Below are 12,885 nucleotides of genomic sequence, written 5' to 3' on the forward strand. Positions count from 1 at the left end.
TCGACCTCAACCTCTGCAGACGATAAGTGACAAAACTGTTCGCGATGTCCTCGCACACCTGTTCGCGATGTCTCCGGTCCAAACACCCTACTCCCCTACTCCCCTACTCCCCTACTCCCCTACAACTTATCCCCCTCCACCTCCGTATCTCCCCCATGAACCTGATCTACGCCGCCCTTGCCTTCCTGATGGCGCTTGTCTTCGGCTTTGTCGGCGTCACCCGCGTCGGCTCATGGCTGATCGAGCGCCGCAATCCGCCGATCGGCGAGTTCGCCGACATCGACGGCGCCCGCATCCACTATGTCCATGTTCCGGCACCCGCCAATGCCGAGCTGCCGCCGATCGTCTTCATCCACGGCGCCAGCGCCAATCTCAGGGACCAGATGCTGCCGCTGCGTCCCTTGCTCGAAGGCCGCGCCGAAATGCTGTTCTTCGACCGGCCAGGCCACGGCTGGTCGGGTCGCGGCACCAACAACGAGAACCCGTCGGCGCAGGCCGACACCATTGCCGCACTGATGGGCCATCTCGGCATCAAGAAGGCTGTCATCGTCGGCCATTCCTTCGGCGGCGTGGTGACATCGGCCTTTGGCCGGGAGCATCCCGACAAGACGCTCGGGCTGGTCTTCCTCGCACCGGCGACCCACCCATGGCCGGGCGGCGCAACCGCCTGGTACTACGATCTGACCACCATGCCGGTGCTCGGCTGGCTGTTTTCCGAGACGCTGACCTATCCTGCCGGTACACTGCAGATGGCCGACGCCACCACCTGCGTTTTCTCGCCCAACAAGGTGCCCGACAATTATCTCAGAATGGCCTCTATCCCGCTGGTGCTGCGACCAACAGCCTTTCGTGCCAACGCCACCGATGTCGCCGGGCTCTATCGCTATGCCCTCGGCGCCGCACCGCGCTACAACGAGATCAAGGCGCCAACCGTGGTCATTTCAGGCGATCGCGACAAGGTGGTCTATGCACATGTCCATTCGGTCGGCCTGGCGCGCGACATTGCCGGTGCCGAACTCGTCTGGGTGCACAATCTCGGTCACAAGCCAGACTGGATCGCGCCCGACCTGACCGTCGGCGCCATCGAGAAGGTCGCTGGCAAGGATATCGACCTGCAGGCGATGGCGAAGACAGTGGAAGCCCGGATTGCCGCCGACGCTTATGGCGCCGGCAGATGCGCCGACATCAAGGTACCGCAGGCCGAACTCGCGCCGACCTGATCGCGCCCTGCGGTAGCCGGTCGATCTACCGGCTCGCCTGTGTGTCCGACCCGATATAGGCGATGCGCAGCATGTTGGTCGAACCCGGTGTCCGCAACGGTACGCCCGCGGTGATGATGACGCGGTCGCCCGGCTTGCCGAAGCCTTCGTCGAAGGCGATGCGGCAGGCGCGATTGACCATGTCGTCGAGGTCGACGGCGTCGGGTGAGACGACGCAATGCGTGCCCCACAAAAGCGACAGCCGCCGCGCCGTGTTGAGGATCGGTGACAGCGCGATAACAGGCACTTGCGGCCGCTCGCGGGCGGCGCGCAGGCCTGTGGTGCCTGATGCGGTGTAGGTGATGATCGCCGCCAGCTTCAGCGTTTCGGCGATCTCGCGCGCGGCCAGCGAAATGGCATCGGCGCCGGTCGCCTCCGGCTCGGAGCGCTGGGCGTTGATGATGCCGGCATAGGTCGGATCGGTTTCGACCTTGGTGGCGATACGGTTCATCATTGCCACGGCCTCGACCGGATAGGCACCCGCCGCCGATTCTGCCGACAGCATGATGGCATCGGCGCCTTCGAAGACGGCGATCGAAACATCGGACACCTCGGCGCGGGTCGGCACCGGTGCCGTGATCATCGATTCCAGCATCTGCGTTGCAACCACCACCGGCTTGCCGGCGCGGCGTGCGGCGCGCGTGATCTGCTTCTGGATGCCGGGCACCGCCTCGAGCGGCATCTCGACGCCGAGATCGCCGCGGGCGACCATCAGCGCGTCGGACAATTCGATGATCTCGGCCAGCCGGGCGACCGCCTGCGGCTTTTCGATCTTGGCCATGATCAACGCCCGGCCGCGTGCGATCTTGCGCGCTTCGGCCAGATCCTCCGGCCGCTGCACGAAGGACAGCGCCACCCAGTCGACGCCTGTGGCCAGCACGGCATCGAGGTCCTTGCGGTCCTTCTCGGTCAGCGCGCCGACCGGCAGGTCGGTGTCGGGCAGGCTGACGCCTTTCTTGTCGGAAATGGTGGTGCCGGCGACGACGGTGCAGACGATCGACTTGCCGTCGCTCTTCACCGCCTTCAACTCGAGCTTGCCATCGTCGATCAGCAGGCGATGGCCGGCTTCGACCGAGCTCAGGATTTCCGGATGCGGCAGATAGACCCTGGTCGAGGTGCCAGGCTCTGGATTGTCGTCGAGGGTGAAGGTCTGGCCTTGCGTCAGCACTTCCTTGCCGTTGGCGAACTTGCCGACGCGCAACTTCGGCCCTTGCAGATCGGCCAGGATGCCGATCGGCCGGCCAACCGCTTCCTCGACAGCGCGGATGCGTCCGACCAGCGTGCGCATCAGTTCATGGTCGGTATGACTCATATTGATGCGGAACACATCGGCGCCCGCTTCGAACAGTTTCTTCAGCATCTCCTCCGACGAGGAGGCCGGACCGATGGTGGCTAGGATCTTGACCTTGCGGCTACGTCTCATTGACTGTTTGTTCCCGGGGCGGCTGGAGCGCCTCCCGTTGTGGACTCATCGGTCAGCTGGACCATCCAGCTTGCCTGTTCGCCCGTGTCATATTCCTGGAATCCGGCGCGCTGGAAGCCCCTGGCGACGCAGTCGGTCACGCCGGCGATCTTGAACTCTTTTTCAGCCACGCACATGTTGATCGGGCCGTCCCAGCGTCCACCGCGTTCGGCGTCTTCTGCATAAAGATAGTAAAACCTTGATGACAGCGGCCCTTCGATCAGCGTCTTGCAACTCGATCCCTCGATGTGCCACCAGCCTTCGGTGATCCAGCCGGCCTTGGCGCGATAGCCGATGCCGACACCGACCAGGTTCTGCGTGGCGTTGCAGACGCGGAAATCAGCACGCGCCGGCGAAGTCACGACCATCGCCGACAGGCCGATGGCAAGAGTGAGGAGCGGCATGGCAAAGGCAGAGCGCATGCGCTGCCCGCCGGCGGAACTCATCCGAAAACCCCTCAAAAACCACATCAGCATCTCTCTGCGCCCCTTTTCGGAAAAGTCCGGGCGCATGTCAACGCACCGTTTTGTCCAATTCCAATCGATTTAGAAAGGCTCCGGCGAACAATTCGCCGACTTGTGCCAGATTTCCGGGGAAACCTTGGCCAAACAACGGCATTGCGCAAGCGTCGTCTTCATGGAATGACGATAGCACCCTCCCCGGAAGCCAGCGAACAGACCATTTCCCGCCAATGACCCGATCCACAGTTTTCGCGCCTTTCGACATCATCGAGGGCGATCGCAGGCGAGGCATCGTGCTGTTGGGCGATCATTCCCGTCGCGACCTGCCCGACGACTACGGCAGCCTCGGCCTGCCCTCAGCCGAGTTCGACCGCCACATCGCCTATGACATCGGCGTCGAGGCGGTGACGCGCGAACTGGCGGCCCTGCTCAGCGTGCCGGCGGTGCTTGCCAATTTTTCGCGGCTGCTGATCGATCCCAATCGCGGCGAAGACGACCCGACGCTCATTCGCCAGCTTTATGACGGCACTGTCGTGCCTGGGAATTACCCCATCGCTGCCGATGAGCGCGAGAGGCGGCTCGACCGCTTCTACCGGCCCTATCACGACGCCGTCGGCGCCATGATCGCCTCGGTCGCACAGGCCTCTGCTCAAGCGCCCTTCATCTTCTCGGTGCATTCCTTCACCCCTGCCATGCAAGGAATCCAGCGTCCTTGGCATGTCGGCATCCTGTGGGACCTCGACGACCGCGTGGCGCGGCCGTTGATAGAAATGCTGGCGCAGGACAAGAACCTCGTCGTCGGCGACAACGAACCCTATGACGGCGCGCTGCGCGGCGACACCATGTACAGGCACGCCATCGTCAACGGCTTCGCCCATGCGCTGATCGAGATCCGACAGGATCTGATATCGGACCAGAAGGGCGCGCTCGCCTGGGCCGAACGGTTGGCGCCGATCGTTGACGCGATCGACCGCCGTCCCGATATACATGTGGTGAAGATGTTCGGCTCGCGCACCGGGCCGCTATGACGGAGGTTTCGATGACCGAACTCAGCGACGAGCAGCAACGCGATTTCGAAGCGGCCGCCTTCCGCCGGCTGGTCGAGCATCTGCGCGAACGCAACGATGTGCAGAACATCGACCTGATGAATCTCGCCGGCTTCTGCCGCAACTGTTTGTCGAACTGGTATCGGGAGGCAGCCAATGCCGAGGGCGTCGATCTCACCAAGGATCAGTCGCGCGAGATCGTCTACGGCATGCCTTATGGGGAATGGCAGACGCTGAACCAGACCGAGGCCTCCGACGCCAAGAAGGCCGAATTCGAGGCAAGGCGCCCCAAGGACCATTAAGGCCGCCCCAGCGATCGCTCGAGGCCATGGCTCAAAAATGCTTCCCGAAAGAGCCTTGACTGAAAATTGAATCGATCTAATTTGCCGCGCGAAGCCATTCAGCGGGATTCGCCTCATGAACGCGTCAACTGCCAAGCTGACTGCCATTCGCGGACGATGGGCGCTCGCGGCCATTTTTCTCGCCAACGGCTTCCTGACGGGCAGTTGGGCGCCGCAGATTCCTGTGTTCCTGACCAGGCTGGAGATTTCGAAGTTCACGCTCGGTCTGCTGATACTCTTATTCGGCGTCGGTGCCGTCGTCGCGATGACCTGGTGCGGCCATTTGATCTCCAGACATGGTTCGCGCACCGTACTGCGCTGGTTCGCCCTGTGCGGCAGCCTCGGTCTGATGGTCGTGGCGCTGGCGCCCAACGTACCGCTGGCGGCCGCGGCCATGATCATCTTCGGCGGCTCGATCGGTGGCATGGACGTTGCCATGAATGCCAATGCCGTGGTGGTCGAACGGCGGCTCTCCCGCGCCGTCATGTCGTCCTCGCACGGCTTCTGGAGTCTCGGCGGCTTCGCCGGCGGCGGCCTCGGCGGCTTTGCCATCCAGCACTACGGCCACCTCGCCCACGCGGTGGCGGTAACGGTGTTTGCCTTCGCGGCGATCGCGGTGGCCGTTCGCCATCTCCTCACCGAAGACAGACCGCAGGCGGCCGAGCATCATAAATTCGCACTGCCGGCAAACCCGCTGGTTTATCTGATCGGACTGATGGCGCTGCTGGCGATGATCTCCGAAGGCGCGGTACTCGACTGGGCAGCCCTGTATCTGCGCCAGGAACTCGGCGCCGATCTTGCCGTTGCCGGCCTCGCCTACGCCGGATTTTCGGGCGTCATGGCGATTACGCGGTTCTTCGGCGACGGCATACGCAATCGCTTCGGCGCGGTGACGACGCTGCGCGTGTCGGCCCTCGTAGCCGCGGTCGGCATGCTGGTGGCTGGCCTGGCGCCCTCGCCTTGGCTCGCCATTGCAGCCTTTGCCTTTTGCGGCTTCGGCATCGCCAATATGGTGCCAATCATCTTTTCGGCCGGCGGCAACCAGGAAGGCATGTCTTCCGGCACCGGCATGAGCGTGGTCACCACTATCGGATACTGCGGCATACTGGTGGCGCCGTCGGCGATCGGCTTCGTTGCCGAGCATTCCAGCTTCGGCCCGATCTTCATCACCATGTCGGGACTGCTGATCATCGTGTTGCTGATGGCCGGGCTCGCTCACCGCGCCGAATTCGCGCCAGCACCCGCCGAATAGCGTTTCAGCTCCTCGTGGAGAAAATCCACCACCCGGCGGATGCGCACGCTGGTACGCACGTCGCGATGCATCGCCAGCCACACCGGCAGAACTGGCAGCGGCAGATCTGGCAGAACCTTCTCTATCAAAGGATCCCTGTCGGCCAGCGGCTCCTGACCGAGGCCGATGCCGTTTCCCGCCCGCACCGCTTCCCACAAAACGATCTGGTTGTCGGCCCTAAAGCGGAAGCTGCTCCGGGTGACGGGGATGCCATGCTGGGTAAAGCCCCTGATGATCTCGTCGCCGCGGTCGAAGCCAACCAGGTCGTGGTCGACAAGATCGGCAGGCTTCAGCGGACGGCCGCGCCTGTCGAGATAGGATTTGGCCGCGCAGGCGCAGAGCTCGATGTCGCAGACCTTGCGTGCCATCAGCTCGTTCTGCGCCGGCTTGACCATGCGGATGGCGATGTCGGCATCTCGACGCAGCAGGTTCTCGACCTGGTTGGAAGCAACGATCTCGACCTCGATGCCGGGCTCCTCGATCCCCAGCCGCATCGTCATCTCAGGCAGGACATAGGCCGCCACCACCTCGCTGGCGGCGATGCGCACCGTGCCTTCGATGGCCTCTACCGAACCCAGCGCCAGGAGTGAGAAGGCGCTTGCCTGCTCGCTGACCGCCTTGCCGCGTTCGAACAGCGTGCTGCCGGCCTCCGTCAGTTCGTAGCCGTGCCGTCCTCGACGGAACAGTGTGACGCCGAGCGCCCGTTCCAACTCGCCGATGTGACGGCCAAGCGTCGGCTGGCTGGCCGAAAGCTTTCGCGCGGCGGCCGACAGGCTGCCGGATTCCGCCACGGCGACAAAGCTCTTGATCAGGTTCCAGTCAATTTCTGTCATTCATTTATGAATACCAAAACGCCATCTGTAGTCAATTTCCATTCGCGTTCGGAGCGATCATATTCCGGCTGCAGACACCAACACGGATTGCAACCACCAACCAGGAGAACTCAGATGACCAAGATCGCTCTCACCACCGCCGCCATCCTCATTTCCGTCAGCGCCGCCTTTGCCGGCAGCGACAAGTTTGGCTCGGACGACGCCAGCCAGCCGGCTGTCACCAGCACCGACAACACGACCACCGCTTCGATCCACAGCCCGTATGCGGCCGTCCGGCAGCCGGTCATGCAAGGCAGCAACCGCGACCTCTTCGGCAGCCGCTGATCGCGCCTCCCGACCGACCACGCAAACCCAACCCAGGAGTGCTTCCAATGACCAAGATCGCGATTCTAGGCGCCAATGGCCGGCTCGGCCGCGTGGTCGCCAAGGCCTTCATCGACGCAGGCTACGAGGTCCGCGCCGTGACCCGCAACGGCAAACTGCCAACTGAACTTGAAGGCGCTACGGCCGTTGCCGGTGACGCGCTCGACCGGGAAGCGCTGATCCGCGCCACGGAAGGTGTCGACATCATCTTCAACGGCCTCAACCCGATCTACACCGAATGGGTCAAGTGCCTGCCGATCGCCGAGAATGTCATGGCCGCTTGCCATGCCAACAACGCACTGCATCTCTTTCCCGGGACCGTATACAATTACGGGTCGCCGATGCCGGAGGTGATCACGGAAGACACGCCGTTCCGCCCGACGACCGAGAAGGGGCGCATCCGCGTCGCCATGGAGGACCTGTTTCACCGCGAGGCCGAAGCACACCGCGTCCGCACCATCATTTTGCGGGCCGGCGACTTCTTCGGCGGCACCGGCAGCGGCTCGTGGTTCGACCTGGTCGTCGCTGCCAAGATCAACAAGGGTATCTATACGGCGCCCGGCCCGGTCGACCTCGTGCATGAATGGGCCTACCTACCGGATCTGGCCAGGGCCTTCGTCGGACTGGCGCAGAAGCTGGACAAGCTCGGCGCCTATGAAGCCTTCAACTTCCCCGGCCATCCCGTCACCGACCTGGAGATCAAGGCAGCCGCAGAGAAGGCGCTTGGGCGTCCGCTCAAGATGACCTCGATGGCCTGGTGGGTGCTGCGCGCCGGTAGCCCGTTCGTGGCGATGTGGCGTGAGATCGTGTCGATGTCCTATCTGCGCTTCGAACCGCACCAACTGGCGTCGGCAAGGCTGGAAGGCATCATCGGCGCGATCCCCCACACGCCGCTGGATCAGGCCGTCACTGAAGCTCTCGGGGATATCGGCATTGCCACCGTGACCGGCGTTGCGAAAGCTGCCTGACGTCCGCGATGGCGGGCGATGCTCCTCCGCACATTGACAATCTCCGCGAATTGAGAGGGCGCCTCAGAGCCGTCCCATCAACAGCAGCACCATAAGCACCACCAGCACCACGCCGACAATACCCGACGGCCCATAGCCCCAGGAGCGTGAATGCGGCCAGGCCGGCACCGCGCCGATGAGGATAAGGACCAGGACGATGATGGCGATGGTGGTGATCGGCATGAGAACCCCGCAGTTCGACGTTTCGCCCAAGAACAATGCAAAAGGCCCCCCGGTTGTTCCGGGCGGCCTTTTGCGGTCAAATCGGCATTGGTCTATTCGGCGGCTTTCGGAAAGGCGATATCCGGCTCGGCTCCGACATCCTGCCCCTGCGCATCGGTCGAGGAAATCTCGCCCTTGCCGCGCCGGAACAGCCGGCTGATCAAGCCGCGCCGCGCGCCCGGCTTGACCTTGGCGCGGGTGAACACCATCAGCATCGACGGCGTCACCACCAGTGTCAGCACCGTGGCGAAGGACAGGCCGAAGACGATCGCCGACGACAGCGAAATCCACCATTGCGTCGACGGCGCGTTGATCGTCGTCTCGTGATGGAAGATTTCCAGGCCGAGGCCGAAGGCGATCGGCAGCACGCCGAGAATGGCCGACACTGCGGTGAGCACGACCGGGCGGGCACGTTCGCGGCAGGTCTGCAGCACCGCCTCGACCTTGTCCCAGCCTTCTTCACGCAGCCGGTCATAGGTGTCGATCAGCACGATGTTGTTGTTCACCACCACGCCGGCCAGAGCGATGACGCCGATGCCCGACATGACGATACCGAACGTCTCGCCTGTTATCAGCAGCCCGAGAAACACGCCGATCGTCGCCATGACCACGCAGGACAGCACCAGCCAGACGCTGGTGAACTTGTTGAACTGCGCCAAGAGCACCAGGAAGATCAGGAAGATCGCCGCCCCAAAGGCCTTGCTGAGGAAGGCGCTGGCTTCGGCGCTGTCCTCGTTCGAGCCGGCCAGCTTCCAGCGGATGCCGCTGCCGAGATCCATATCGGCGACGGCCTTGGTGACCTGCTCCTGCACAGCCGCGACCTGAGCGCCGGCGGCGACGTTGGCCTGGACGACCACCGTACGCGCGCCGTCGATGCGGTTGAGGATGCCGACCGTCGGCTCGGGCTTGCGCACGACGAAGTTCGAGATCGGCACCGAGCCTTGTGAGGTCTGCACCCTGAGTTCGTCGAGCGTCGACAGCGTGCGCCGGTCTTCGGGCAGCCGCAGCCTTATGTCGACCGCGTCGTCGGCTCCGGCAGGCCGGTATTCCGAGAGCTTCAGCCCGTTGGTTACCAGTTGCACCACCGTGCCGACCGAGGTTGGGCTGATGCCGTACTGCGCCGCCTTGGCACGGTCGACCTCGAGCGCCCAGTCGACACCGGGCGGCGGCAGGCCGTCGGAAATATCGATGACTCCGGGCACCTTGCCGATGCGCGCCGCGACCTCACGGGCCTTGTCGTCGAGCCCCTTGGGGTCGACGGCCGAAAGCCTGATCTGGATCGGCTTGCCGGTCGGCGGACCGGCTTCCGGCACGCGCACCTCGACATCGACGCCGGGAATGCCGGCCATGACGCCGCGCAGATCATCCAGGATGTGGTTCGCCGACTTGCGCTCGCGCCAGTCGATGAATTCGTACTGGATGACGCCGACGACGTCTTCGGGAACGTCCTGGCCGCCGCCTTGCGTCTTGCCGACGCGGGTGTAGACCGACTTCACGCCTGGCCAGCCGAGCAGCCTGTCTTCCGCGATCTTGGTCGCGGTATCCATTTCGGCCAGCGAAAGATTGCCGCGCGCATGCACGTAGAGCAGGCCGTAATCCGGCTCGACATTCGGGAAGAACTCGACGCCGGCGCCGTATTTCGAATAGGCAAAGCCGACGCCGAACAAGAGCGCGACGGTCAGCACCAGCACGGTGATGGGGAAGCGCACCGCCTGCTTGACGATCGCCATGTACCAGCCGTCGCGATTGTCATCCTCATGATGCGGCGGCGCCTTGGCGAAGATCGCCCCCAGCGTCGGCGCGAAGACAAGCGCATAGAGCATCGAGGCCGATAGCGTGACGATCAGCGTGATCGGCATGTACTTCATGAAGTCGCCGATGATGCCCGGCCAGAACAGTAGCGGCGAGAAGGCGGCGATGCGCGTCATCGTCGCGGCGATGACCGGACCGGCCATGCGCTTGGCTGCGAGCGCGAAGGCTTCCTCCTTCGGCATGCCTTCGCTCATCCGCCGTTCGGCGAACTCGGTGACGATGATGGCGTCGTCGACCAGCATGCCGACGGCCAGGATCAGGCTGAACAGCACGATCATGTTGATCGTGTAGCCCATCATCGCCAGCAGCAGGATGCCGATCAGGAAGGACGACGGAATCGCAAGCCCGATGAGCAGCGAGGCGCGGCCGGACAGCGCGTAGAGGATGACGATGAACACCAGGATGACGGCGATCATCACATGGTTCTGCAGGTCGCCGAGCAGCTGGTTGACGAAGACCGACTTGTCCTGCGTGTAGGTGACGTTCATGCCCTCGGGCATCGACTTGACGAACTCGTCGGACACCGTCCGCACCTTGGCGATGGTGTCGATCAGGTTTGAGCCGATGCGCTTCTTGACTTCGATGGCGATGGCCGGCTTGCCGTTGAGACGGGTCACCGTCTCGGCATCCTTGAAGGTCGAACGGATCGTCGCGATGTCCTTGGCCTGCACCACGGCATTGGGGCCGGCGACCACCGGCAGTGCGGCGACGTCCTCCGGCGTTTCGATCAGCGACGGCACCTTGACGGCGTATTTGCCCTCCGAGCCTTCGATATTGCCGGCGGCGACCAGGCTGTTGGAGTTGCCGACCGCACCGATCAGCTGATCGAGTTGCAGCCCATAGGAAGACAGCTTCATCGGATCGATGACGACCTCGACGAGATCGTCGCGCGCACCCTGCAGCGAGCCTTCGAGAACACCGGGAACCTCCTCGATACGGTCGCGTAGTTCGCGCGCGGCGGCGGTCAGCACGCGTTCGGGCAGATTTCCCGAGAGCGTGACGACGAGCACGGGAAATTCGGAAATGTTGACTTCGGTGACGACGGGTTCTTCCGCCGCCTGCGGCAGGTCGGCCTTGGCGTCCTGCACTTTGCTGCGCGTGTCCTGCAGCGCGGTGGCCAGATTGGTCTGCGGCTGGAACTCGACCAGCACGTAGCCGCCGCCCTGGAAGGCGGCCGAACGCATCTCCTTGAGGCCCTTCAGGCTTTTCAGCTTGCTTTCCATCGGCCGCAGCAGAAGCCGCTCCGAATCCTCGGGCGAAATGCCCTGATAGATCAGGCTGACATACATCATCGGAATCGGAACGTCGGGCTCCGCTTCCTTTGGCGTCGCCTGATAGGCGACCCAGCCCGCCAGCAGAAGGAAGACGAGGACCGAAATGGTCAGGCGGGCATTGTTGATTGCGAGTCTGACGATATCCATGGCTAACGCCTGTTCTTGAATTTCCACGAGCTGCGTCGCAGCCGATTGTCCCCGCCCAGGGCTAGTCCGTCGCGACTTGTGCTACGCTACTGGGTGCCGGTCGTCGCCTCGCCGATCAGCTTCTTGATGGTCGCCTGGTCGGCCTCGACCGGGTTGACCAGATCGCCTTCCCTCACCAGTTCCTGGCCGGCGACGATAATGCGGGCGTCGGCCGGGATGCCGCCGAGGACGAGGCCGGTCGGCGTGTCGTCGACGAGGTCGATGGGGAAGAACGCTACCTTGTTGTCCTTGCCCACGGCACGGATGCCGAGGTCGCCCTTGTCGCCGAGCGTCACAACCGAGCGCGGCAGCAGCACCGCGTCGGTGGGCTGTGCGTTGAGCGAGATTTCCGCCGTCATGCCGGCCGGCACCGAGCCGTCGGCATTGGGGACGGCAACCTCGACGCGGAAGGTGCGGGTCGCGGACGAGGCGTCGCGGCTGATGTAGCGCACGGTGCCTTCAACCGTCTGGCCGCTGACCAGCCGAATGGCGGCCTTGTCGCCGAGCCTGAGATAGCCGAGATCGCGCTCGCTGACTTCGCCGCGGGCAATCACCGGATCGAGCTTGAGGATGGTCGCCACCTCGCCGCCCTGCATGATGGAGCTGCCAAGTTCCACCGGCACCCGGTCGATAACGCCGTCGAAAGGCGCCTTCACCTCGTTGCGGTCGAGTTCGGCCTGTGCCGTTTCCAGCAGCGACTGCGCCGAGGTCAGGTTCGAGCGCGCGGTGTCGAGCTGCAGCTTCGGCAGATTGCCGGTCTTCATCAGCCGCAAGGCTGCGTCCAGCTCGGCCTGGCGCTGCACCACCAACTGCTTGGCGTTGTCGACCATCGAGATCTTTTCTTCCGCCGCAAGCATCAGCACCAGATCCCCCGTCTTGACGTGATCGCCTTGCTTGACAGGCAGCTTGTCGATGACACCGGCGACGCGCGTCGCCAGCACCGCCCGCTTGTCGGCTTCGGTCAGCCCGGAAATGCGGATGGCGCGTGCATAGGTCTTGCGTGGCGGCGTCACCACCGCGACGGTGCGCAGCGGTGCCTTAGGCTCGGCTTCCGCCGTCTTCGGCTTGCTTGCGTCCGGCGCCTTGGCCTGTTCGGCTTCGGCTGCCTTGGCTTTGTTGGCGGCTACGCTGCCGACCGACGAAAACTCGCCTGTCGCCATCCACGCCGCGAAACCAATGAGCACAACAACGGCTGCAAGCTTGTGAAACCTGATTCTCATCGTCGTTTTTTCCACTGCGGGTTCGGCCAGCGTCCTCATAACGCGGGCGCGTCGCCGATATGGGTGCGCGCCGAGCCGTGTTCAATTTGCCGTGATCGGCGAAGCGCG

General features: G+C 63.8%; 12 protein-coding genes. 6 read left to right on the plus strand and 6 right to left on the minus strand.

Features of this window, described 5'->3' with window-relative positions:
- Positions 1 to 155: 155 nt before the first annotated feature.
- Positions 156 to 1,220 (plus strand): alpha/beta fold hydrolase, encoded by a 1,065-nt coding sequence (locus NKH52_RS14680; protein ID WP_352731132.1) that lies wholly within the window; start codon positions 156 to 158, stop codon positions 1,218 to 1,220.
- Positions 1,221 to 1,245: 25 nt separating this feature from the next.
- On the opposite strand, the gene pyk is transcribed toward NKH52_RS14680, so the two are convergent.
- Together pyk and NKH52_RS14690 are read right to left on the minus strand one after the other, a co-directional pair.
- Positions 1,246 to 2,682 (minus strand): pyruvate kinase, encoded by a 1,437-nt coding sequence (gene pyk / locus NKH52_RS14685; protein WP_352731130.1) that lies wholly within the window; start codon positions 2,680 to 2,682, stop codon positions 1,246 to 1,248.
- The gene (locus NKH52_RS14690) at positions 2,679 to 3,167 is read right to left on the minus strand and encodes a DUF1036 domain-containing protein (RefSeq protein ID WP_502908030.1); all 489 of its coding nucleotides are present in this window, start codon (positions 3,165 to 3,167) and stop codon (positions 2,679 to 2,681) included. The genes pyk and NKH52_RS14690 overlap by 4 nt, the downstream gene beginning before the upstream one ends.
- A gap of 245 nt (positions 3,168 to 3,412) precedes the next feature.
- Here NKH52_RS14690 and NKH52_RS14695 point away from each other — a divergent pair, with 245 nt between their 5' ends.
- The 3 genes from NKH52_RS14695 to NKH52_RS14705 all read left to right on the plus strand — a co-directional run bounded on the left by NKH52_RS14695 (position 3,413) and on the right by NKH52_RS14705 (position 5,821).
- Positions 3,413 to 4,210: an N-formylglutamate amidohydrolase gene (locus NKH52_RS14695; protein WP_352731128.1), complete on the plus strand. Its 798-nt coding sequence runs from the start codon at positions 3,413 to 3,415 to the stop codon at positions 4,208 to 4,210.
- Positions 4,211 to 4,221: 11 nt separating this feature from the next.
- The gene (locus tag NKH52_RS14700) at positions 4,222 to 4,530 is read left to right on the plus strand and encodes a DUF1244 domain-containing protein (RefSeq protein WP_127297224.1); all 309 of its coding nucleotides are present in this window, start codon (positions 4,222 to 4,224) and stop codon (positions 4,528 to 4,530) included.
- Between the two features lie 115 nt (positions 4,531 to 4,645).
- Complete coding sequence (locus NKH52_RS14705; RefSeq protein WP_352731126.1) at positions 4,646 to 5,821, plus strand: MFS transporter; 1,176 nt, start codon at positions 4,646 to 4,648, stop codon at positions 5,819 to 5,821.
- Here NKH52_RS14705 and NKH52_RS14710 read toward each other — a convergent pair.
- A complete protein-coding gene (locus tag NKH52_RS14710; RefSeq protein WP_352731124.1) occupies positions 5,785 to 6,693 on the minus strand; it encodes a LysR family transcriptional regulator in 909 nt (302 codons plus the stop codon). The two genes, NKH52_RS14705 and NKH52_RS14710, sit on opposite strands and share 37 nt — an antisense overlap.
- A gap of 114 nt (positions 6,694 to 6,807) precedes the next feature.
- Here NKH52_RS14710 and NKH52_RS14715 point away from each other — a divergent pair, with 114 nt between their 5' ends.
- Together NKH52_RS14715 and NKH52_RS14720 are read left to right on the plus strand one after the other, a co-directional pair.
- On the plus strand, positions 6,808 to 7,017 hold the full coding sequence (locus tag NKH52_RS14715; protein ID WP_352731122.1) for a DUF680 domain-containing protein: 210 nt from the start codon (positions 6,808 to 6,810) through the stop codon (positions 7,015 to 7,017).
- 47 nt (positions 7,018 to 7,064) lie between these two features.
- Complete coding sequence (locus NKH52_RS14720; protein ID WP_352731120.1) at positions 7,065 to 8,024, plus strand: SDR family oxidoreductase; 960 nt, start codon at positions 7,065 to 7,067, stop codon at positions 8,022 to 8,024.
- A gap of 63 nt (positions 8,025 to 8,087) precedes the next feature.
- Here NKH52_RS14720 and NKH52_RS14725 read toward each other — a convergent pair whose 3' ends face one another.
- The 3 genes from NKH52_RS14725 to NKH52_RS14735 all read right to left on the minus strand — a co-directional run bounded on the left by NKH52_RS14725 (position 8,088) and on the right by NKH52_RS14735 (position 12,777).
- Entirely contained in the window at positions 8,088 to 8,246 is a 159-nt protein-coding gene (locus tag NKH52_RS14725; RefSeq protein ID WP_352731119.1) for a DUF3309 family protein, read from the minus strand.
- A 92-nt stretch (positions 8,247 to 8,338) separates the two neighbouring features.
- Positions 8,339 to 11,518, minus strand: coding sequence for an efflux RND transporter permease subunit (locus NKH52_RS14730; protein WP_352731117.1), 3,180 nt, complete (start codon positions 11,516 to 11,518; stop codon positions 8,339 to 8,341).
- A gap of 86 nt (positions 11,519 to 11,604) precedes the next feature.
- Complete coding sequence (locus NKH52_RS14735) at positions 11,605 to 12,777, minus strand: efflux RND transporter periplasmic adaptor subunit (protein WP_352731115.1); 1,173 nt, start codon at positions 12,775 to 12,777, stop codon at positions 11,605 to 11,607.
- Positions 12,778 to 12,885: the final 108 nt, after the last annotated feature.

The sequence above is a fragment of the Mesorhizobium sp. M1066 genome (genome assembly GCF_040318635.1).
Classification (GTDB): Bacteria; Pseudomonadota; Alphaproteobacteria; order Rhizobiales; family Rhizobiaceae; genus Mesorhizobium.